Below are 21998 nucleotides of genomic sequence, written 5' to 3' on the forward strand. Positions count from 1 at the left end.
CTCGGCAGGGGCGCTTATTCTCGCTGCCGAAAAGCTTTGCCGCGCCGATAATTGGTTGCAGCCGCCGGGGTTGAGTTCGAAGAGGCACGTCGCTATGTCTCGGCCACGAGTTTTTAGAGTTTGAGAACAGATGAAGCCGCGCATTGCAGTCCTCGGTTGCGGATACTGGGGCTCCAACCACATCCGCACCCTCAAGGCGCTCGGCACGCTGCACGCGGTCTCCGACGCCAACCGTGCCCGCGCCGAAGGCTTTGCCAGCGAACAGGACTGCCTCGCGATCGAACCGGACCAGTTGTTCGTCCGCAATGACATCGACGCCATCGTCATGGCGCTGCCGCCGCAATTTCATGCCGAGATGGCGGTGCGCGCCACCGAAAGCGGCAAGGACGTGCTGGTGGAGAAGCCGATCGCGTTGACGGTTGCCGATGCCGAGCGCTCGGTGCAGGCGGCGAAGGACAAGGGCCGCGTCTTCATGGTCGGCCACGTCTTGCGCTTCCATCCCGCGTTCGAGACGCTGAAGGCGCTCATCGACAAGGGCGAGCTCGGCGAGGTCCGCTACATCCATTCGCACCGGCTCGGCCTCGGCAAATTCCACACCGAGAACGATGCGCTATGGGACCTGGCGCCGCATGACCTGTCGATGATCCTGGCCATCACCGGCACCGAACCGATCGAGGTGCGCGGCGAAGGGGCGGCGCTGCTCGACAATCTCAGCGACTTCGCGCATCTGCACATGCGCTTTCCCAACGGTTTGCGCAGCCATCTCTTCGCCTCGCGGCTGAACCCTTACCGCGAACGGCGGCTGACCGTGGTCGGCACCAAGGCGATGGCTGTCTTCGACGATGTCGAACCATGGGAGCGCAAGCTCGCCGTCTATCGCCACGCGGTCTGGCAGGACAGCGGCCAATGGGCGTTCACCACCAATGAGCCCTCCTATGTCGCGGTTGGCCAAGGCATGCCGCTGACGCGCGAACTCGAGCACTTCATCCATTGCATCGAAACGCGGGCCGAACCGCGCACCAGCGGCGAGGAGGCAATCCGGGTGCTGCGCATCCTGACCGCAGGTACGGTCACGCACACCAAATCCAATCCCTGAAGAAGATCGGGCCGCGTCGCGGCGGAGAGATCGTTGCCTACTCGGCGGGAACCTGCGCCGGTGACGCGGCAAGTCGGCTCAACATCGCCTCGGCCTCGGCGCCGCGCTCGGAGCGTTCGATGAAGCCGCCGCCGAACACGCGGGCCTCGTTGCCGTCGTCGGAATAGAGCACGCAAGCCTGTCCAGGCGCGATACCGGACTCGCCATCGGCCAATTCGACCGATGTGACGCCCGCCTCGTGACGCAGCATCGCCGGGCGTGGCGGCCTGGTCGAGCGAACCTTGGCGAACAGTTCCAGCCCGCCCGCGGGCATGTCGGCCAGCGCGCCGTCACCAAGCCAGTTCATGTTGCGCAGGTAGATCTTGTGCGTCTCCAGCGCCTCGCGCGGCCCGACCACGACACGGGCGCGCTCGGCGTCGAGATGGACGACATAGAGCGGCTCGCCGGAGGCCACGCCGATGCCGCGGCGCTGGCCGATGGTGTAGCGCAGAATGCCTTCATGGCGGCCGAGCACCCGGCCGTCGATATGGACGATGTCACCCGGATTGGCGGCCGTCGGCTTCAGCTTGGCAATGATGTCGGAATATTTGCCCTGGGGCACGAAGCAGATGTCCTGGCTGTCCTGCTTGGCGGCTACCGTCAGGCCCATCTCCTCGGCAATGGCGCGAACCTGCGGCTTCGGCAGGCCGCCGAGCGGAAAGCGCAGATAATCGATCTGCGCCTGCGTGGTGGCGAAGAGGAAATAGCTCTGGTCGCGATCGGCGTCGACCGGCCTATAGAGCGCGCGATGGGCGCCATTGGCGCCGGAGCGAATGTAGTGGCCCGTGGCCAGCGCGTCGGCGCCGAGATCCTTGGCGGTGGCCAGCAGATCAGCGAACTTCACCGTCTGGTTGCAGGAAACGCAAGGGATCGGCGTCTCGCCGGCGACATAGCTCTCAGCGAAGGGATCGATGACCGCCTTGCGGAAGCGCTCTTCGTAGTCGAGCACATAATGCGGAATGCCGAGCGTCTCGGAAACGCGGCGGGCGTCATCGATATCCTGCCCGGCACAGCAGGACCCGGCCCGGTGCGTCGCGGCGCCATGATCGTAAAGCTGCAAGGTGACGCCGACGACATCATAGCCTTCGCGCTTCAAGAGACCCGCGACAACGGACGAATCAACGCCGCCCGACATGGCGACGACGATACGGGTGTTTTCGGGACGTCCGGGGAGATCGAGGCTGTTCATGGTTCTTTCGTTCTGCGCGGCGCTTGCATGCCAATGACTCGAATATAGGTCAAGCTTGGCGGCTGCGCCAGCTTGCGGGACCGATCGGCGGGCAACTGCCGGCCCGGTGACCGCGCAGATTTTTCGAGCGAATCCGGAACTTCCCGGCAGATATTTCAAATGTTTGCGAAAAGACTAACGCGGCGTTCATGATCATTACCTAGCTGTTAGGGTCTGCTTAGGCAATTTTTAAAGCTGTGGCGGTAACGTGGTGGGGATTGGGTCTTTGAGTTTTTTGTAGAGAGTACGATGACCGATCTGGTTAGACCGCGAGTCAAATATGTTATCGGGCCTGACGGCAGCCCTCTCACAATTGCCGATCTGCCGCCGACGAATACACGTCGCTGGGTTATCCGGCGCAAGGCAGAAGTGGTTGCAGCGGTGCGCGGCGGGCTTTTGAGCCTCGAGGAGGCATGCCAGCGCTACAAGCTGACCACCGAGGAGTTCCTGTCCTGGCAGGCCTCGATCGACGAATACGGCCTGGCCGGGCTGCGCACGACGCGCATCCAGCAATACCGGCACTGACACTCAAGAATCTGCAAAGGGCGCGAAGTTCGCGCCCTTTTGGTCTCTTGACAGCATTTGCGCGTTTCAGACCGTCAGCACCACCTTGCCGACCGGCTTGCTGGCGAGGAAAGCGTGCGCGGCGCCGGCCTGTTCGAGCGAGAAGGTCTTTGCCACATGCACGGTAAGCTTTCCCGCATCGACGAGCCTGCCAAGTTCCAGCAGGCCTTCGCGGTCGGGAACAACGGACATGCGTTCGACGCGGATGCTTCGCGCCTTGGCATCCGCCCTGGTCTTGTCGCTGATGTCGAGCAGTGACACCAGCACGCCGCCGTCCCTGAGCACCTTCAACGATTGATGGGCGTGTTCGCCGCCCACCGTCTCGAGCACCAGGTCGATGTCCTTCGCCTTGTCGGTAAAATCATCCTTGGTGTAGTCGATGACCTCGTCGGCGCCGAGCTTGTGGACGAAATCCAATTTTTCCGTGCTGACGGTGGCGGCAACCCAGGCGCCGCCCGCCTTGGCGACCTGCACCGCCAGATGGCCGACGCCGCCGGCCCCGGCGTGGACCAGCACGCGCTGGCCGGCTTTCATCGCGCCATGACGCACGAGGCCTTGCCAGGCGGTGAGGCCGGCCAGCGGCAATGCGCCTGCCTGGACGTAATCGGCGTGCGCGGGCTTGCGCGCGATTTCATCGGCGGGCACCGCGGCCAGTTCGGCATAGGCTGCCGCCTGCTTTGGGAAGCGCGGCATGCCGAACACCGCGTCACCTGGTTTCAGGCCGCTGACACCAGGCCCCAGCGCCTCGACGGTTCCCGAAAGGTCCCAGCCGAGGATGAAGGGTGGTTCGCCGAGCAGCGGGTAATAGCCGGCGCGCACGGCGCCATCGACCGGATTGATGCCGGCCGCCTTGATGCGGACCAGCACTTCGCCGGCGTTGGGCGAGGGCGCCGGGCGCTCGGCGATGACAAGGACATCGGGTCCGCCGACGGAATTCTGGATAATGGCACGCATAAGATTTCTCCTGATTGACCGGTCCCACTATCATTTGGAGAGTAATGGTCTCTTGTCTAGTATGTACCTTTTTGATATATAGGCACCGTATGGATAGTGATCTCGACTCCCCCTTCGGCTATGATGCATTCCGGCGGACCTGTCCCTCACACACGGTGCTGGAGACGCTGGCCAGCAAGTGGGTTTACCTGGTTGTTTGTGCGCTGCGCCAAGGCCGGCAGCGCAATGGCGAGCTTGCCCGCAAGCTCGAAGGCGTCACGCCGAAGATGCTGACGCAGACGTTGCGCGTGCTCGAGCGCGACGGCCTGGTGCGGCGCGAGGTGTTTGCGGTCGTCCCGCCTCGGGTCGAATATGAATTGACCGAACTTGGCCAGAATCTGGCGGGATTGCTCAACCAGATCAGATCCTGGTCGGAACAACACGTTCCCGACATCAAGGAGGCCCGGGCGCGGGCTGCGGCCGTGAATGAAGGGGAGTGGGCCGTTTAGCGCTCGCCCAATGCGTTGCGCGCCCGCTTGGACGTGCTCAAAGACGCGGATATCGGGCGGTTCAGCCGATCATCGCGCTACGACCGCCAGTTTCGGCCTCGCGAATCTTGGTGTCGCGCGATTCGAGCATTTCCGCCTTGGAAAGCTCCGCTTCAGCTTCGCCGAGTAATGATTCGGCGGCGCTTCGCTGCTGGGCGAGGTCGCCTTGCGAATTTCTGAGGTTGTCGCGGCGCAAACGGGCCGCCTTGGCGAAGGTCGGATAGGCGAAATGATTGATGTCGGTGATACCGGCCTTCTTTTCCTCGGCGCTGATCTGAAGCTCCAGCTCGGCGGCCATGCGTTCGAATTCGGCGATCATCATGTCGAGCTGCAGCAGCTGCCGCCGCTTCTCATTCACCTGAAACTGTTTCAGCCGAACGAGGTTTTCACGTGACTTCATGATTCGGTACTCCCGGAAACGCACACCTGCACATATCGTCCAAACCACTTGGAAAGGCCCAAGCGCTGCCCGTGTCCACCGGCTTTCCCCGCACTATGGGAAACAAAACCCTAAAGTTTTTTGCCGACGGTAACCATTCGTTTACGGGCATTGTTAATCATACGGGTCAGGACTTAAGGCCGGGTAAAAATCCGGCTGGCGACATGGAAGCGATGTCGATGAGTCCCTGGAGTCACTTAGTCCAGGTTTTTAATGTGTTGCATTAGCGGTTTGGTCCTGTGATTCGGTATTAAATTCAAGAGGGTGTAGAAAGTGGTTAAAAAATCTGGTACCGTCATCGACGCGGAATTAGGTTTTGTTAACCATTCCATGGCAGCCTCTGCACCAGGCAATCACTGCTCCGGTCCCGGATGGGTCGCAAGATGGTCCGGCAGCAGAAAAGGGGAATGAAATGCGTGTTCTGCTGATAGAAGATGACAGTGCAACCGCACAAAGCATCGAGCTGATGCTGAAATCGGAAAGCTTTAATGTCTATACGACCGACCTCGGCGAAGAGGGTGTCGATCTGGGCAAGCTCTACGACTATGACATCATCCTTCTCGACCTCAACCTGCCCGATATGTCCGGCTATGAGGTCTTGAGAACGCTTCGTCTTTCCAAGGTGAAGACGCCGATCCTCATCCTTTCCGGCATGGCCGGCATCGAGGACAAGGTGCGCGGCCTCGGCTTCGGCGCAGACGATTACATGACCAAGCCGTTCCACAAGGACGAGCTGGTGGCGCGCATCCACGCCATCGTGCGCCGTTCGAAGGGACATGCCCAATCGGTCATCACCACCGGCGACCTGGTGGTCAATCTCGATGCCAAGACCGTCGAAGTCGGCGGCCAGCGCGTGCACCTTACCGGCAAGGAATACCAGATGCTGGAGCTGCTCTCGCTGCGCAAGGGCACCACGCTCACCAAGGAAATGTTCCTCAACCACCTCTATGGCGGCATGGACGAGCCGGAACTGAAGATCATCGACGTCTTCATCTGCAAGCTGCGCAAGAAGCTCGATGCTGCGTCCGGCGGCCAGAATTATATCGAGACGGTCTGGGGCCGCGGCTATGTGCTGCGCGAACCTGAAGACATCCGCGTCAGCGCCTGAGCGACGGCCGATCGAAATTCCAGACAAAAACCCGGCGGCAGCCGGGTTTTTGCGTCATAGACCGGTGGTAACCGCGATCCGACGGATCAGGCAGCGATCTTCAGGGTGCGAAAGCGCTCGAGTAGCTGCGGGCGGTTGAACGGCTTCAACAGATAGCCTTGGGCGCCGGCGCGTTTGGCTCGCATGATCGAGGCGATGTCCAGTTCGACCAGCGAGATCAGGATCTGCGGCTTGGTCGGGCTTTCCATGGCGCGCACGCGCCGGATCAGGTCGACCGCCTGTACATCCGGCAGTGCACCGTCGACGACGATGATATCAGGCATATCGGCGGCGCACATCTCCAGCGCGTCAAGCCCGCTGGCGGCTTCGATGACCATCATGTCGGAACCGCCCAGGATGCGCTTCGCAACTTTCCTGATGACGCTAGAATCGTCGACGAACATGCAGCGTTTCATTTCCGGGTCCTCTTTGCCTTGTGGCAATCCGGTCGCGTCGGGGTATCTGCGGCACAGCATAGGCCGATCTGGTAAAGAAGCCGAAAAGCCATTAGGTAAAATTTTTGCAAATATGCCAGTTGGCAAGCTTTTCTTTGCAGATGCTTTGGCCTGCGCTGTCAGGCGAAGTTGATCTTCCGCCGGTAGGTCCATTCAATCAATATTACAGAACTGAAATACTTTGCTGCTAGTTTGTGCGGATCTCAGGCCGCCGAAAGCACGATCTCTTCCGCGGTCGCATGGATCGATATCGTCATGTTGGCCTCCCGCGCCAGAAGCAGCGTATAGTAAGGCTGCACCGAATGCGCGTCGATCGGTTCTTCCGGCTTGTGGCCGGAATGCAGTTCGAGGAATTTCGGCGGCACCCGCAACATGGGGCCGCTCGCCGAAAGCGCGAAGCGAGGCTCGGTCTCGAGATTCTCCAGCGTCACCGAAAGCTTGCCGCCGCGTGGAATGGCGGCGTTGGCGACCAGGATCAGGTTGAGCAGCAGCTTGACCTTGTTCTTGGGCAACAGTGCACGGGTTCCATTCCAGATGAGTTCCGGCTTCTCGTTCTTGAGGAAGGCGATAGCGACGGCTTCGGCATCGCCGGTGTCGATCTGCATGCCGGCGGAACCAGCCGCGCCGAAGGCAATGCGGGCGAACTGCAGGCGCGCCGAGGCGTTGCGGGCGCTCTGGCGGATCAGCTTCATGGCGTCCTCGTCGGCGCCGCCTTCATCGAGCAGTTCAAGCCCGTTGTTGATCGCGCCAACAGGCGAGATGATGTCGTGGCAGACCCGGCTGCACAAAAGTGCCGCCAGATCGGGTGCGGAAAGGGTGAAAAGATCGGACATCGGCGAAAATCCCTGCAAAAATCCCATAAATCATGGCCGCGCGATCGATCGACGCCTGCCCACGCGAATCACGCTCTCTTCCCGAGCTTTCTGAATACACAGCGCCCGTGCGTGCAGCAACAAACCCAAAATCGCCGTTGGGGCCTATGGCGCGTTCACGCAGGCTGCTTGCCTGTATGAACGACCCCAACAGCCTTCGAACCGCCATCTTCATGTGCGAGTTTAATGGTTGAAAAAGGATTACGGCATAGTTTGCCCCTAACAGCCATCCTTAACGGCCGCCTAAAGAGCCGTACGGGTGCGAGGCGTCGGCGAAAGTGCTCCCTGACGGAGATTGGAAGCATGTTTTCCCGATTCTACGGCCGGAGTTTTCTCCGTGTCCTCTCAATGGCGATCACGCTCATGGGCGTTCTCGTCTTCTCGACATCGGCCCTGCGGGCCCAGGAGTACACCGCTCAGGAGATTGTCGATTCCGGTCACAAGTTCTTCGGCGCGACATCGGGCGGCCTTGCCACAGTCGTGGAGAAGATTTTTGCTTCCTATGGCTTGCCCAATGGCTATCTGCTTGGCGAGGAGGGATCCGGCGCGCTGATCGGCGGCCTGACCTATGGCGAAGGCACGCTCTACACCAAGAATGCCGGCGACCATAAAGTGTTCTGGCAAGGCCCGTCGCTCGGCTGGGATTTCGGCGGCGAGGGATCGCGGGTGATGATGCTCGTCTATAATCTCGATGACGTCGGCAATCTCTACAACCGTTATGGCGGCGTCGCCGGCTCGGCCTATGTGGTGGCGGGCGTCGGATTCAATGTGCTGAAGAACAACAATGTGCTGCTGGTGCCGATCCGCACCGGCGTCGGCGCCCGGCTCGGCGTCAATCTCGGCTACCTGAAGCTTACCGAACGGGCGACGTGGAATCCGTTCTGACCCGAGGTCACGACCGGAATGTGTATACGCTTCGATAAGAATCCAGATCCGATGACCCATATGCGCCGCGGCGAGCCCTTGCCGCAGCGCCTGATTTCCGTCATGCCAACAGAGTAACGGTCAAAAGTCGCGACGGCTTTTGATCCTCGTATTGTTGCATGTCGGCGCGCGATAACGGATAGTCACTTGGTTCAGTCGGTCCTGTTCTTTGCTCTCGGCTTTCTCTGCGCCGGCTTTCTGGCGCTGATGGTGGCTCCGGCCATCTGGCGGCGGGCGGTCGCTCTGACGCGCAAACGCATCGAAGCCTCGATCCCGCTGACGCAAGCCGAAATTGGGGCCGACAAGGACCGGATCCGGGCGGAGTTCGCCATGGCGACGCGCCGCCTCGAGATGAACGTCAAGGCGCTGCGCGAGAAGTCGACCGAGCAGCTCATCGAGATCAATCGCGGCCGCGAGGCCCTGAAGGGGCTGGCGATGGAGCGCATGGACAAGAACCAGGTGCTCGATGAACTGGCTGCCAAGAACGCGGCGCTGCACCAGCGCGAGGATGAACTGCACCGGTTGTCCGAGCGGCTCAAGGAGACCGAACGCAAACTGGAGAAACGCGCGCTTGAGCTTGAGAAGCTGGAACGCATGTATGACGACGCCAGCTTCTCCTCCAGCAGCCGCCAGATCGAACTTGTGGCGCGCGAATCCGAGTTGCAGAAGCTCGCCAGCGATATCGCGCTGCTGCGCGGCCAGCGCAAGGAGGCGGACAGGCGCAATCAGGAGATCGCGGCCGAAAGCAAGGCCGCGCGTGAGGCGCTGAAGGCCGAGAGGAAAAAAACCGCCGAACTGGACAAGAAAGTCGAACGGTTGCTCGCCGCGCTTGCCGACCGAGAGGAGAAGCTCGAACGCCGCGAGAAAGATCTGGCGCGGCAGCGCGAAAAAGCGAAGGCCGAGGACGGCGCGTCGGCCTTGCGGTTGATCAGCGGGCAGGTACAGGCGGACAGGCGCGACGACGTCGAAAAGGCGATCGCCAGGCTCGATGCCGACCGTGAGCGGCTGGAGGCCAGACTGACGGCACTGGTACGCGAGAACAAGCGGCTGAAGGCGGATCTGTCCGCCGCCGAGGCCGCCGGCCCACAGGGCGATACACGCCACGCAAGTTCCATGTTGCGCGAACAGATGAATGACCTGGCGGCGGAAGTCGTCAACTTGACAGCCAAGCTCGAAGGGCCGGGGTCGCCGATCGCCAAGGCGCTGGAGGCGCAGCAGGATGCGCGTCCGAACAGCGGCGGCCGCAGCCTTGCCGACCGCGTGCGGGCGTTACAGAAGGCGGTTGCGGCAGATTGAATTCAGGCACCGCCGGCGCAGAAATGATGCAGGGCGATGGCGGATGCGGCCGCGACGTTCAGGCTGTCGAAGCCTTCCGACATGTTGATCCGAACAGTATTGAGACGGGCGAGCAGGCTTTCGGGCAGGCCTTGGCCCTCAGTCCCGAGGTAGAGTGCCAGGCGTTCGGCCGGTTTTGCATCGCGTATGTCTGATGTCCCGCGCGGCGACAGCGCAAATTGGGTAAAGCCACGCCGGTCGAGCGTCGCGGCGAACCGCGCGGTGTCGCTGAACGAGGCGAACGGGACCTTCAAGGCCGCGCCGACCGAAACGCGGATCGCCTTGCGATAGAGCGGATCGCAGCAGGTCGCATCCAAAAGGATCGCGTTGGCGCCGAACGCGGCGGCGTTGCGGAAAATCGAGCCCATGTTGTCATGGTTGGCGATGCCGACGAGCACCACGATCAATGCTCGGGCAGGCAAGCCGTCCAGCAGGGCCTCGGCCAGCTGGGGCGTCTCCTTGCGACCGATGGCAAGGATGCCGCGATGCATGTGAAACCCGGCAATGGCATCCATCACAGCTCCGGCGGCGACATAGACCGGCAGGTCAGGAGACGCCTTGTGCAGGATTTCTTCGAGGCCGGCCAAGCGGTTCTCCAGAACCAGCACCGATTCGGCGCGGAAGCGCGCGGCCGACAGTAGGATGTCGAGCACGACCTTGCCCTCGGCAATGAAGCGGCCCTGTCGACCGGCGAGGTCACGCTCGCGGATGTCGAGATAGGCGGCGACGCGCGGATCCCGCGGATCGTCGATGTGGACAAGGGTCATCTGAGCCTCGGCTGACAATCGGAATCGGTTGCCAAGAACATGATGCGCGGATGCAGTGTCAAAGTGTATTTGCGCGCCCAGGATGGACGCACATTGCCGAATGCCGCTGGTGGCGTAAACGTTTACGCGACCAGCCGTTCAAGTTCCGGCGCGGCGCAGCCTTTGTGCCATCTGGGACAGATCATCCTTGCCGCTGCCGAAAATGCCGTCGAGCGTGGCAAGCAGTTCGCGCACGGCGTCGGATTTGCAGGAATAGTAGATCATCTGGCGATCGCGGCGGGTGTCCACAAGGTCCAGCGCCCGCAACTTTGCCAAATGCTGCGACAGGGCGGACTGGCTGAGCATCACCTTCTCGGCGATGGCTCCGACCGACATTTCACCGTCGATCAGATAACTCATGATCAAAAGCCGTTTTTCATTGCCCATCAGCATCAGAAATTCGGCCGCCGATCCGGCGTTGGCGATTAGCTTTGTCGAGATCATCGATCCCCCATGCTCTTTGCTCATCGAGGCACCATGGGGGCAATGGTGCCTGAATCCATAAACTCAGTTGTGAATGGTCGCCAACGAGTCAGCGCCACAGCCAAAGGGTAGAACATTTCATTCAAATCTCAAGCGTTGCTTTTGATCAAACGTAATTTAAGTGCGGTTATTTGGCGACGTTGCCGCCCGGCCGCTCTTGGCCATGTCGACCAAGACGTGCCTCAACTCATGCGCTGTGACCAAGGGCTGCGGAAAGAAGACCCTGCCGGCATCGTCGCCAGAGGCCAGATCCATGCCGTCGGCATCGAATCCGGCGATGACCCAGCCGTCGCCGGATGCCCGGGCAAAATGATGCGCGTAGAGGGCGACGGCGTCGAGATGGTCCGCATTCATGTGGTCGATCGCGGATTGCTCGCTGGCTGCCAGTTCCTCGACGATCGGCCCGTCGGTGATGAGATCGGTGCGGTCAAGCAGGTAGGCCTTGCCGAAGCCGCCGTTCAGGCTGGCGCGCTGCGGTTCGAGACGAAAGATCGAAAAGTCGCCGAGGCCGGCATAGAGGCTGGCCTTCGGATTGTGGTTGAGATAGCGGCGTTCGGCGCGTGCATGCGCGTCCGATCCGCGCTCGATCCGCGCTGCCCGGCAAATCAGCGTCAACCGGGGATGCGCGAGCGGGTCGCCCTTGCCCGGCTCGCCGAGCAGTAGCGAACAGCGCGGGTCCGCAAGTATGGCGGGCGTATGGGCCGAAAGCTGCGACACCAGGATCAGCGGCGTGCCGTCGATGTCGGTGGCGACGCCGACCCGACTCGCCAGCGGCGAACCCGTTTGCGGCTCCAACACCGCCAAGGCGCCGAAGCGGGCGCGGCGCATGAGTGTCTTGGCCTGCCGGATCGCCTCGGCGTCGGTCTCGCGGATCACGTCCTTCGTTCGATCGGCCAAATGCTCGCCCTGCTAAGTTGATTTGGCTATTCCACTTATCAGACGATGGCGCCAGGCTGGCAAGTGCTACTTCGGAGCCATGCGAATGGCGCCATCGAGACGAATGGTCTCGCCGTTGAGCATCTGGTTCTCGATGATGTGCAAGGCAAGGGCCGCATATTCCGACGGCTCGCCGAGGCGCGAGGGGAAGGGCACCGCGGCGCCCAGCGAATCCTGCACCTCCTGCGGCATGCCGGCCATCATCGGCGTCCTGAATATGCCGGGTGCGATGGTGCAGACCCGGATGCCGGAACGGGCAAGATCGCGCGCCACGGGCAGCGTCATGCCGACGACCCCGCCCTTTGATGCCGAATAGGCGGCCTGGCCGATCTGGCCGTCATAGGCGGCGACGGATGCGGTGTTGACGACGACGCCGCGCTCGCCGCCCTGCAGCGGGTCGAGCTTTGCGGCGCGGTCGGCGACGAGGCGGATCATGTTGAAAGTGCCGATCAGATTGACTTCGATCACCTTGCGGTACTGATCGAGCGAATGGGGACCATCCTTGCCGATCGTCTTCACGCCGATGGCAATGCCGGCGCAATTGACCAGGATGCGCGGTTCGCCCAGCTTGGCCGCGACCTCGGCAAGCGCGGCAACACCGCTGTCGGCGCTGCCGACATCGCATTGGACGGCGATGCCGCCGATCTCGGCCGCCACCTTGGCCGCCCGATCGACGCCGATATCCAAGATGGCGACGCGGGCGCCCCTGGCGGCCAGCGCGCGCGCCGTCGCCTCGCCAAGGCCGGAGCCGCCGCCGGTAACAACCGCGACCTCGCCGTTTGGATTCATGGCGTCATCCTTTCACATGAGAGTCAGGCGTGGATCAGGCGCGCAATCGGCGCGAATGGTCAAGCCATCGCGGCAAAGTGCTCGGCGACCCTGGCCTGGTCGGCATGGCAGACCTCGCCCGTGAGCCTTGCAACCGCGCCCGGCATGATCTCGTGCGACAGCAGCCTGTCGAGATCGACGGGGCGTGGCATCGATATCTGGCCGCGCGGGATACGCTTGAAGCCGAGCGGTCCATAATAGGGCTCGTCGCCGACCAGCATGACGGCGGGCGCTCGGGCCTTGGCGGCCGCTTCCAGCGCGATCGCCACCAGCCGGCGGCCGATGCCGAGATTCTTGAAGGCCGGCCGCACCGCGAGCGGCCCGAGCATCAGCGCGCGTCCGGCGCCTGCGGCGATGCGGGTCATGCGAACTGATGCGACCACGAGATCGCCGTCCATGGCGACGAAGGACAGCGCGCGTTCATGCCCGCCGGCCTCGCGGATCTTGTAGGCGGCCAGCACAAAACGGCCGGGCCCGAAGGCTTCGTCATTGATGGCTTCGATCTGAGGGTCGTGCGCCGGAGTTTCCGGCAGGTATTCTACGTCGGCAAGGCTCATGGTCTTTGCGTTCCGGTACAGGAGGAAAGGTTTGCTGCAAACGGCAGCATTCGCCAATCAGCGCTTTATCAAGCGTGGGCGCCCTTTCGTCGTCGGTCGAACCGGATCAAAGCAAAATCGAACATGCGGAGTGTCCGCTAGCATCAATTTCCCGCCGCTGCAATCGGCGGTTTTGCAGGTAGAGAGCAACGGGCGCCGCGACGTGCTTGACGATCTGTTCAGCGCCCGGCGATTCCATGCAACGACTTGGAGCCCTACATGATGTACTAGACAGGAAAGGACAAGCGATGGGATTGCTGGTCGAAGGCAAATGGCAGGACCGCTGGTACGACACCAAAGGCAGCGGCGGCAAATTCGTGCGGGCGCAGTCGCAATGGCGCGACTGGATCACTCGTGACGGGGCGCCTGCCGAAGGCCGCGGCCGCGGCCGCGGCTTCAAGGCGGAGCCCGGTCGCTATCACCTCTATGTCTCGCTTGCCTGTCCCTGGGCGCACCGAACGCTGATCTTCCGGGCGCTGAAGAAGCTTGAAGGCATCATCTCCGTGTCGGTCGTCCATCATTTCATGGGCGCCGATGGCTGGACGTTCCTGGCGCAGGACGGAGCCACAGGTGACACGCTCTATGGCCTGGACTTCCTGCACCAGATCTACACCAGGGCCGACCCTAACTATTCCGGCCGGGTCACGGTGCCGGTGCTGTGGGATAAAAGGGATGAGACCATCGTCTCCAACGAATCCTCCGAAATCATCCGGATGCTGAATTCAGTTTTCGACGCTTGGGGTGACGCCAACCTCGACTTCTATCCGCAGGCGCTACGCGGCGAGATCGACGCGGTCAATGCACTGGTCTATCCCGCCATCAACAACGGCGTCTATCGCGCTGGCTTCGCCACCACGCAGGCCGCCTACGAGCAAGCGTTCGGGGAGTTGTTCGCCGCGCTCGACACGCTGGAGCATCGGCTGTCGAATCAGCGCTATCTCGTCGGCGAGCGGATCACCGAAGCCGACTGGCGGCTGTTCACCACGCTGGTGCGCTTCGACCCGGTCTATGTCGGCCATTTCAAATGCAATCGGCGCCGCATCGCCGACTATCCCAACCTGTCGAACTATCTGCGCGATCTTTACCAGGTGCCTGGCGTAGCCGGCACGGTGAACCTCAATCATATCAAGTCGCACTATTACGGCAGCCACGAAACGATCAACCCGACGCGTATAGTGCCTGTGGGGCCGGAAATTGACTACGGCGCGGGGCATGACAGGGCACGGTTCGCCAAGGCGGCTGCCTGAACTACCAATAGGGTGACGGCGGCTTCCCGCCAAAAACCTCGGCGATGCGCCGCAGCGTTGCCGGGGTCGTACCCTGGGGCAAACGGTCGAGCGGAAAGAAACCGGCCTCGGCGATCTCGCGGTCCGGCAGTTTCGGGGCCGCCTGGCTGAATTTTTCGATCAGGTACAGGCCGACATGGTCGCGGCGGCTGGCGCGGCGGTTGAAATGCATCGAGCGCAGCACCGGCGGAGCGGTCAGCGTGATATTGCCCTCTTCCGCCAGTTCGCGCGCCAGCGCTTCGGCCATCGTCTCGCCGATCTCGACCCCGCCACCGGGAAGCTGCCAGCCCGGCACATAGGTGTGGCGGATGAGGAAGAGGGAGTTGGATGCCGTTTCGTGGATGAGCCCGCGCACGCCAAGCGTCATTGGCCGCCGCAGCACGAAGTAGAGATGGAACAGCCTGGCTCGCAGCCCCGGCCAGCCGGTCTGGCGCAAAGTGCTCTCGGGATCGGTCGTCATCAGTCGCGAAACCGTGGGTGGAAAGCCGCGTGCGCGTCGCCTATGAAGGAGAAATGTTCAGGCTCGCACATATTTCCGATATCCATTTGGGGCCACTCCCTGAAGTAACCTATCGCGATCTCGCCTCCAAGCGGGTGCTGGGCTACGTCAACTGGCAGCGCAACCGCCGCCGGCACATGCACGATGCGGTGATCGACACCATCGTGGCCGATATCAAGGCCAGCGCGCCCGATCACCTCGCGGTTACCGGGGATCTCGTCAACCTGGCGCTCGATGGCGAGATCGAGATGGCCAAGCACTGGCTGGAGACGCTCGGCTCGCCGCATGACGTGTCGGTGGTGCCGGGAAATCATGACGCCTATGTGCCTGGCGCCTTCGACAAGGTGTGCCGGTCCTGGGCGGCATGGATGACGGGCGACGGCGTCAACAGTCCGGTCGATCGCAATTCGTTTCCCTATCTGCGCGTGCGCGGCAATGTCGCGTTGATCGGCATCACCACGGCGCGTGCCACGGCACCCTTCATGGCCAACGGCTTCTTCATGGAAGGCCAGGCCGAGCGGCTGCGCAAAATGCTCGATGCGACGGCGAAGCAAGGGTTGTTCCGTGCGATCATGATCCATCATCCGCCGGTGCGGGGCGCCGTCCCGCAGCACAAGCGGCTGTTCGGCATCGCCCGCTTCCACAAAATCATTCGCCGGCACGGTGCCGAGCTCGTCCTGCATGGCCATTCACATCTGCCGTCGCTGTTTCAGATCGGCCCGCGCGACGCCAAGGTCCCGGTGGTTGGCGTCGCCGCGGCCGGCCAGGCTCCCGGCGGCAAGCCTCCGGCGGCGCAGTACAATCTGTTCGACATAGACGGTGAAAAAGGCGATTGGCGCATCCGCCTGACGCGGCGCGGCTTGACGGGGTCGGCGATACCACCTTCGGATCTGCAGACGCTGGAGCTCGGGGCGCAACCGGCTATGGCCGCAAGCTGAGCCCCAGCGCCACGATACGGTCCCAGAACAGCACGATCGAAACCGCCAGTCCCACCAGCGCGCCTGCGGCGATCAGGCCAAGGCCGGACAGGACGGCCGACCAGCCCTTGCTGCGCGGCGGCGATCGCAAAGGCGGCTCGGCTTCCGGCACCACGTGCCGCTTCATCCCGGGAACGGCAGCCTCGACGCCACCCTCCATCATTCTCTGACGTTCGACGATCCGCTCGGCGACATAGCGCGTCACGGAATCGGCAACCGGCTTCATCTCGCTCGATTCGGCCAGCACCACACGGCCGATGCGGGTGTCCTTCAGGAACCGGTAGGTGCGGCGATCGCGCCCCATGGCGACATGGCTGACGGCGTCGATCCACAGGCGCGGCTGCAGACCGGACGAGACGACGAAGTCGAAACTGTCCATGTCGGCGGGAACGTCGGCAAAAACGGGCGCGAGTTCGGTGGCAAGAAGGTCGAGCCGCATGCGATGCGCCTCGCGCATGTCGACGACGACGTCGTCGCGATCGGCAAAGGCATTCTTTACATCGCGAATGGCATCGGACAATTTTCTCGACGGGTCGATGATCTTTTCGCCTGCATCCTTCATGGGCGTGGCCTCGCGGGTTTGGTTAACATGGAGTTAACACAGCCGCCGGCAAAATGCACTGGCGAGATCAATGCATCAAGGGTCGCCGTTGGCGGCGCAGACGGAAGAAGTCAGCTGGCCGCGGCGGACAGTTTCACCCGTTGCGGTCCGACGCGGCGATTGCTGTTGCGGCGAATGATCTCGGCGATCAGGTCGGGCGCTTCCTCGGCCAGCATATGGCCGGCCTCCAGCACATGGTGCACATGGAAGCGCTCCGGCGGGTTATCCACTTGGGTAAAGGGTAGAACGGCGTCATCCGATCCCCACGCCACCATCACCGGCATGTTCAGCGCATCGAGCCGCTCGCGCGGGATGACGCCCTGTCGATCGCTCCTGGTCATGGCGGCCGCGATCTCGACGAGCTTTTCGGTTTGTCCGGGGCGGCCGCGCATTTCGCAAAGCAATTCGGCCATGCGACGCGAGGGCGCGGCTCGAGGGCCGGACATTTCGGCGAGGCAGGCCTGGACTTCGGCCAGGTCCTGCGCGCGGGCAAAGCGGCGCAACAACGGTCCATTGATTTCGGGGCCAAAACCGCCCGGCGCCAGGAGCGTCAGCGAGGCGACTTTTGCCGGCTCCGCCAACGCCATCAGCGCGGCAACCGCGCCGCCCATCGAATGGCCGACGAGGTGGACGCGCTTGATCGCGCGTGCGGAGAGGTCGGCAAGGATGGCGTTTGCCGCGACCTTGGCCGGTCCGGCCGACGGAAAGTCGAGCGACAGGCCGTGTCCCGGCAGATCATAGGCCAATGTGCGTACGGAAGGCGGCAGCAAGGAGATCACCTCGCGCCAGACATCGTGGCTGCCGCCAAAACCATGCAGCAGGACGATGGTCTTCGAACCCACACCCCGCTCGTCGGCATAAAGTGATGAAGTCATGAAAGATTGAGGCTTTATTCGAGAAGGCGCGATGGAAATGTGGCTGAATTGCTCCTAGTCCAGAGCATTCGCCAGTAAAATTTTCGCGATTAGGCGATTGGCCGAACAGCGAGCCGGCTGCTGGTGGATGCCGCTCCCAAAAGCGACCTCGATTTGGGCGAACGACACGCACGAGCAAAAAGACCTAAGGCGTGTCGCATGAATCCGTTTCGACGCGAAACGCTTTTGGGCCTTTCACTATTCGATGGACTCGCTGTCCGCTTTAAGTCCTCATTTTCACGCAACTCCGGAAGGGAACCCGGCACTAGCTGCCCTGGAATGGCTCACATCTAGCTCGCGTTGAAGAGCCCGGCGGCACGCAAGGCGTCGACCAGCCGCTCGGTCAGATCGGCGGGATATTTTCTGTCGATGAAGGTTGCGCGCGGATTGGCGGCGAATTTCGGAAATTCGGTTATCAGCTCATCAAGCAGCCTGCGTGCCTGGTTGTCCCGACCGGCGATCTTGGCGCCGATCAGACGGGCGGCGAGATAGTGCGATTTCGCCGCAGTGGTTCTCAGAGCGCTGCTGGCTATCGCTGCCTTGCTGGTATCGCCCAGCATTAATTCTCCGGCGAAAAGCCCAAAGTCCCACCAGGTCGGGTGGCCGCTCGAGGCATCCACGGCATGCGCCAGAAGAGGTGTTCCTTCGGCGTACCGGCCGGCGAAAACCAGCCCGTAGCCATAGGCGGCGGCCATGGCAAGATCGTAGGGGTTAAGATCATGGGCCTTCCGCATCCATCGCAGGGCCTCGTCGGCATTGCCGAGGCGCGAATTGATGTAGCCGTAGGAGCGATGTGCGTACGGGCTGGTCGGCCCCATCTGCACGGCGCGATGGGCAAACGTCATCGCCTTCTCGATCGTTGCGTCCGGCGGGTAGGCGTAGTGGTCGGTCACGGCCTCCAAATGCAATGAGGCGAGTTCCGAATAAACCAGTGACGATTTCGCGCCACTGTTGGCAAGGGCTTCGAGGCAACGATAGGCGGTCTCGTGAGTCCTGGCGTTCTGGTCGAGATAGTATTTGTCGTTGAGCAGCAGGCACTGCGTCAGGCCGGTCTCCGCGCCGGACTGCTCGATGTAATTGTAGATGGTGCCAGAAGCGGGAAGTGCGGCACTGAGAATGCCGGATATGCGATCCTCGACTACGGTTGGTGCGCTGTCGGCGGCGGTCAGGTTGCGCGACAACAGCACCCGTCCGGACGCCAAGCTTTGCAGTTCGATGGTAACGTCGCCCGCGTCTGGTCCAGGCAGGATATCGAAAATGAAACTCGTCGCATCGGCGACCGGATCGGCCTTGTTGACGGTGTTGCGACCGATGAAGTCGATCGTATCAAAGCCGCTCAGGCCGGCACGCAGCGATGCGGCGACGCGACTGGCATTGGGAGTGTTGGCCCTGAGGGCGATGTAGACGAGCGGCAGCGCTTCGACCATGGGCGACGGCGTGATGCTGCCGGTTTCGCCGGCGGTCTCGAACGTTGCCGGGATGTCGCCTCCCGCCAGCAAGGCACCGCCGCCCTGGCGCAGGATCAGAAGGCCCAACATGGCGATAACCACGGCAATCGCGATCCAGAAGAACCTGAGATGGCGCGTCACCGAGAGGCCCGCCGCAGGAACCTGGCCGAGCAAGGCCGCCATGGGTGCGGCATCATCGGCGGCACCGGACTGTTCGGGCAGGCTGGCTGTCGGCTCTGCGTGACTGGCGGCTTCCGCTGCTTGCGGCAGGCGGATGGCATTGAGTTCGTAGGCCGGGACGTAACCGCCGCGCGGAATGGCTATGCGGACCGGCTCGGCAATGCCTTCATTGGCGAAATAATGTTGCAGCAGTTCGCGCAGGCGGCCCGCCTGCACCCGCACGACGGCATCGGTGGACGGATCGAAATCGCCGTCCTTGCCGAAAACATCCATAGCGATGGAAAAGCCCTTGAGCCTGTCGGCTTCCCCGGCCTGCTCGCGCTCGACGAGATAGCGAAGCAATTTGCGCGCGCGCTCGGATCTCCCGAACGTTTCGCTGGCAAGCAGTCGCTCCAGTGTCTCGCGCACTGCGGGGGCGGCAGGCGTGGCATGCTGCAAGTGTCGATCCTCTCGAAGTCGGCACAGGTTGAGGCGCGATCATATCGTTGCCGCACCACCGTACAAGCATACACGTATTATGCGATCGCGTACCACACCGGATAATTTCCCGGTGGTTAATGACACAAAAGTCGGGACCAATCGCTAAACGACGATGGTCCCGAATTCGTTCCAAGCCTGTATCAACCGGCTCTTTTGCCGATAATCCGGTTGGCGGCGGACACCACGGCCTCCAGCGAGGCAGCGACGATGTTGGTGTTGATGCCTGCGCCGAACAGCTTGCCGTCAGGATGTTCCATCTCGACATAGGAAATGGCCGAGGCGTTCGAACCGCGCTGCATCGAGTGCTCGGAATAGTCGAGCACCGACATATCGACGCCGACATGGCGCGACAGCGCATCGACGAAGCCGTCGATCGGGCCTGTGCCTGTGCCTGATATCGTCATCTCCTTGCCGTCGTCGATAATGACCGCCTCGACAACGCGCCGGCCCTTTACCTCGGTGTCCGGATAGGTGTGGTGATCGAGGAATTTCAGCCTGGCGCCCGGCTGGTCGACATAGGTATCGAGGAAGCGCTCATAGATGCGCCTGGCCGGCACTTCCTTGCCTTCGGCATCGGTGATCGCCTGGATTGCCTGGCTAAACTCGATCTGCAGGTTGCGCGGCAGGTTGAGCCCGTAATCCGCCTGCAGCACATAGGCGATGCCGCCCTTGCCGGACTGCGAGTTGATGCGGATGATGGCTTCGTAGCTGCGGCCGACGTCGGCCGGGTCAATCGGCAGATAGGGAACCTCCCACACTGGCGTGTTGGCCTTCTTCAGCGCCTTCATACCCTTGTTGATGGCATCCTGGTGCGAGCCGGAAAAGGCGGTGTAGACGAGTTCGCCCACATAGGGATGGCGCTCGGGAATCTTCAGCTGGTTCGAATATTCGTAGACATCCTTCATCCGGTTGATGTCGGAGCAGTCCAGCTTCGGATCGACGCCTTGCGTGTACATGTTGAGCGCCAGCGTGACGATGTCGACATTGCCGGTGCGCTCGCCATTGCCGAACAGCGTGCCTTCGACGCGATCGGCGCCGGCCATCAGGCCGAGCTCGGTGGTGGCGACGCCGGTGCCACGGTCATTATGCGGGTGCAGCGAAATGATCAGGTTCTCGCGCCTGTCGAGATTGCGGCACATCCACTCGATGCGGTCGGCATAGATATTGGGCGTCGACATCTCGACGGTCGACGGCAGGTTGATGATGAGTTTGTTGTCAGGCGTCGGCTTCACGATCTCGGTGACCGCGTTGCAGATCTCCAGCGCCACCTCGAGTTCGGTGCCGGTGAAGCTTTCGGGCGAGTATTCGAAACGGTAGCCGCCGCCGGCACCCGCTGCCATGTCGGTGATCATCTTGGCGGCATCGGTGGCGATGCGCTTGATGCCGGCAACGTCCTTCTCGAAGACGACGCGGCGCTGCAACTCGCTGGTCGAATTGTAGAAATGCACGATCGGGTTGGTGGCGCCTCTGAGCGCTTCGAAGGTGCGGGTGATCAGTTCGGGCCGGCACTGCACCAGCACCTGCAGCGAAACGTCGGCCGGTACGCTGCCCTCTTCGATGCACCAGCGGGCGAAGTCGAAATCGGTCTGCGAGGCCGAAGGGAAACCGATCTCGATCTCCTTGAAACCCATGTCGAGCAGCAGCGCGAACATGCGCGCCTTGCGTTCGTGGCCCATCGGGTCGATCAGCGCCTGGTTGCCGTCGCGCAGGTCGACCGAGCACCAGATTGGCGTCTTGTCGATCACTTTCGAGGGCCAGGTCCGGTCGGTGAGGCCCACGATTGGATAGGGTTGGTACTTGCGGGCGGCGTCCGGCATGCCGCCGTTCTGCTGGCCCGCCGGGGCCTCGCTTACGCGGATTTCTTCTCGTGCGTTCATCGTCGTTTCTCCCGGCGACCCTCGAATCCGCCTTCAGGCGGATGGGTGGCGAGTGGCGCCTTTACCAGTTTTTCGTTCGCTTGATGTGACTGCCAAGGAGCATGCGCTTGCGCGGCGGCTCGACCGCCGGGCGCTCCTTCAGCGAACCCGGCGATCGCCGATAAGGCCGAGAAGAAGCAGCGTCGAGGCAAGCGCGCGCACGGTCTCGCCGGCAAAGCCGGTCTGACGGGAAGCGGTGGTGGCGCGCGTGTTCATGGCGGTTTTCATACAGGAGCGGCCAGCCGGAGGCAAGCCGTACCGAAAGCCATGCCGACAGTCGGGCGCGTGCCGGGCCACGTTCCGTCTGACGTCGTCGCCGACGTGCGTGCCCTTCCAACAGGCCGAGGCCGGACCTGGCCGCCAACGGGACGTAGCGGTTCAATATATAAGATGACCTATGTATTCAAGTTTCTGTCGAAACTTCGGAACGTCTATGGCATGCCGCTGCCGGCGCGGCCCTCCTGCGGC

Annotated in this window: 23 protein-coding genes; 8 read left to right on the plus strand and 15 right to left on the minus strand. The window is 62.3% G+C overall.

Translation table 11 applies throughout. From position 1 onward, the window contains the following. Positions 1-130: 130 nt before the first annotated feature. Positions 131-1096 (plus strand): Gfo/Idh/MocA family oxidoreductase, encoded by a 966-nt coding sequence (locus FJ959_RS20855; RefSeq protein ID WP_140582221.1) that lies wholly within the window; start codon positions 131-133, stop codon positions 1094-1096. A gap of 37 nt (positions 1097-1133) precedes the next feature. Here FJ959_RS20855 and mnmA read toward each other — a convergent pair whose 3' ends face one another. Next, the gene (gene mnmA, locus FJ959_RS20860) at positions 1134-2324 is read right to left on the minus strand and encodes a tRNA 2-thiouridine(34) synthase MnmA (protein ID WP_140496104.1); all 1191 of its coding nucleotides are present in this window, start codon (positions 2322-2324) and stop codon (positions 1134-1136) included. A gap of 288 nt (positions 2325-2612) precedes the next feature. Between mnmA and FJ959_RS20865 the strand changes: the two genes are divergently transcribed. Continuing rightward, positions 2613-2888, plus strand: a complete 276-nt coding sequence (locus FJ959_RS20865; RefSeq protein WP_006203587.1) for a DUF1153 domain-containing protein — start codon at positions 2613-2615, stop codon at positions 2886-2888. A gap of 66 nt (positions 2889-2954) precedes the next feature. On the opposite strand, the gene FJ959_RS20870 is transcribed toward FJ959_RS20865, so the two are convergent. Further along, positions 2955-3881, minus strand: a complete 927-nt coding sequence (locus FJ959_RS20870) for an NADP-dependent oxidoreductase (protein WP_140582218.1) — start codon at positions 3879-3881, stop codon at positions 2955-2957. A gap of 89 nt (positions 3882-3970) precedes the next feature. Between FJ959_RS20870 and FJ959_RS20875 the strand changes: the two genes are divergently transcribed. Further along, positions 3971-4369: a helix-turn-helix domain-containing protein gene (locus FJ959_RS20875; protein ID WP_140556158.1), complete on the plus strand. Its 399-nt coding sequence runs from the start codon at positions 3971-3973 to the stop codon at positions 4367-4369. A gap of 61 nt (positions 4370-4430) precedes the next feature. Here the strand turns inward: FJ959_RS20875 and FJ959_RS20880 are convergent, their stop codons facing one another. Beyond that, a complete protein-coding gene (locus tag FJ959_RS20880) occupies positions 4431-4808 on the minus strand; it encodes a flagellar export protein FliJ (protein WP_140496101.1) in 378 nt (125 codons plus the stop codon). Between the two features lie 451 nt (positions 4809-5259). Between FJ959_RS20880 and ctrA the strand changes: the two genes are divergently transcribed. After that, entirely contained in the window at positions 5260-5955 is a 696-nt protein-coding gene (gene ctrA / locus FJ959_RS20885; RefSeq protein WP_006203583.1) for a cell cycle two-component system response regulator CtrA, read from the plus strand. 86 nt (positions 5956-6041) lie between these two features. On the opposite strand, the gene FJ959_RS20890 is transcribed toward ctrA, so the two are convergent. Next, the gene (locus FJ959_RS20890; protein WP_140496100.1) at positions 6042-6410 is read right to left on the minus strand and encodes a response regulator; all 369 of its coding nucleotides are present in this window, start codon (positions 6408-6410) and stop codon (positions 6042-6044) included. A 242-nt stretch (positions 6411-6652) separates the two neighbouring features. Further along, complete coding sequence (locus FJ959_RS20895; protein ID WP_140582215.1) at positions 6653-7282, minus strand: histidine phosphotransferase family protein; 630 nt, start codon at positions 7280-7282, stop codon at positions 6653-6655. A gap of 387 nt (positions 7283-7669) precedes the next feature. On the opposite strand from FJ959_RS20895, the gene FJ959_RS20900 reads away from it, so the two are divergent. Together FJ959_RS20900 and FJ959_RS20905 are read left to right on the plus strand one after the other, a co-directional pair. After that, a complete protein-coding gene (locus FJ959_RS20900; RefSeq protein WP_224518884.1) occupies positions 7670-8206 on the plus strand; it encodes an EipA family protein in 537 nt (178 codons plus the stop codon). A gap of 186 nt (positions 8207-8392) precedes the next feature. Beyond that, the gene (locus FJ959_RS20905; protein WP_140582212.1) at positions 8393-9541 is read left to right on the plus strand and encodes a hypothetical protein; all 1149 of its coding nucleotides are present in this window, start codon (positions 8393-8395) and stop codon (positions 9539-9541) included. Positions 9542-9543: 2 nt separating this feature from the next. On the opposite strand, the gene FJ959_RS20910 is transcribed toward FJ959_RS20905, so the two are convergent. The 5 genes from FJ959_RS20910 to FJ959_RS20930 form a co-directional block, all read right to left on the minus strand. Further along, entirely contained in the window at positions 9544-10347 is an 804-nt protein-coding gene (locus FJ959_RS20910) for an RNA methyltransferase (protein ID WP_140631767.1), read from the minus strand. A gap of 138 nt (positions 10348-10485) precedes the next feature. Beyond that, positions 10486-10830 (minus strand): metalloregulator ArsR/SmtB family transcription factor, encoded by a 345-nt coding sequence (locus tag FJ959_RS20915; protein ID WP_140496438.1) that lies wholly within the window; start codon positions 10828-10830, stop codon positions 10486-10488. Positions 10831-10986: 156 nt separating this feature from the next. Then, entirely contained in the window at positions 10987-11766 is a 780-nt protein-coding gene (locus FJ959_RS20920; RefSeq protein ID WP_140582207.1) for a HugZ family protein, read from the minus strand. 66 nt (positions 11767-11832) lie between these two features. After that, the gene (locus tag FJ959_RS20925; protein WP_140518304.1) at positions 11833-12594 is read right to left on the minus strand and encodes a 3-hydroxyacyl-CoA dehydrogenase; all 762 of its coding nucleotides are present in this window, start codon (positions 12592-12594) and stop codon (positions 11833-11835) included. A gap of 59 nt (positions 12595-12653) precedes the next feature. After that, positions 12654-13190, minus strand: a complete 537-nt coding sequence (locus FJ959_RS20930) for an N-acetyltransferase (RefSeq protein WP_140496094.1) — start codon at positions 13188-13190, stop codon at positions 12654-12656. A gap of 287 nt (positions 13191-13477) precedes the next feature. Between FJ959_RS20930 and FJ959_RS20935 the strand changes: the two genes are divergently transcribed. Next, positions 13478-14476 (plus strand): glutathione S-transferase family protein, encoded by a 999-nt coding sequence (locus FJ959_RS20935; protein WP_140631769.1) that lies wholly within the window; start codon positions 13478-13480, stop codon positions 14474-14476. 1 nt (position 14477) lies between these two features. Here FJ959_RS20935 and FJ959_RS20940 read toward each other — a convergent pair whose 3' ends face one another. After that, positions 14478-14975 carry an NUDIX domain-containing protein gene (locus FJ959_RS20940; RefSeq protein ID WP_140556147.1) on the minus strand — a complete coding sequence of 166 codons (498 nt, stop codon included), beginning with the start codon at positions 14973-14975 and terminating at the stop codon, positions 14478-14480. Between the two features lie 53 nt (positions 14976-15028). Here FJ959_RS20940 and FJ959_RS20945 point away from each other — a divergent pair, with 53 nt between their 5' ends. Continuing rightward, on the plus strand, positions 15029-15952 hold the full coding sequence (locus tag FJ959_RS20945) for a metallophosphoesterase (protein WP_140631771.1): 924 nt from the start codon (positions 15029-15031) through the stop codon (positions 15950-15952). Here FJ959_RS20945 and FJ959_RS20950 read toward each other — a convergent pair. The 4 genes from FJ959_RS20950 to leuA all read right to left on the minus strand — a co-directional run bounded on the left by FJ959_RS20950 (position 15936) and on the right by leuA (position 21491). Next, the gene (locus FJ959_RS20950; RefSeq protein WP_140496090.1) at positions 15936-16553 is read right to left on the minus strand and encodes a hypothetical protein; all 618 of its coding nucleotides are present in this window, start codon (positions 16551-16553) and stop codon (positions 15936-15938) included. The two genes, FJ959_RS20945 and FJ959_RS20950, sit on opposite strands and share 17 nt — an antisense overlap. A 110-nt stretch (positions 16554-16663) precedes the next feature. Then, on the minus strand, positions 16664-17467 hold the full coding sequence (locus FJ959_RS20955; RefSeq protein ID WP_140556143.1) for an alpha/beta fold hydrolase: 804 nt from the start codon (positions 17465-17467) through the stop codon (positions 16664-16666). A gap of 329 nt (positions 17468-17796) precedes the next feature. After that, positions 17797-19572 (minus strand): hypothetical protein, encoded by a 1776-nt coding sequence (locus tag FJ959_RS20960; RefSeq protein ID WP_140631773.1) that lies wholly within the window; start codon positions 19570-19572, stop codon positions 17797-17799. A 182-nt stretch (positions 19573-19754) separates the two neighbouring features. After that, on the minus strand, positions 19755-21491 hold the full coding sequence (gene leuA / locus FJ959_RS20965; protein WP_140631775.1) for a 2-isopropylmalate synthase: 1737 nt from the start codon (positions 21489-21491) through the stop codon (positions 19755-19757). Between the last annotated feature and the right edge of the window lie 507 nt (positions 21492-21998).

The sequence above is a fragment of the Mesorhizobium sp. B2-2-4 genome, from assembly GCF_006442375.1.
Classification (GTDB): Bacteria; Pseudomonadota; Alphaproteobacteria; order Rhizobiales; family Rhizobiaceae; genus Mesorhizobium.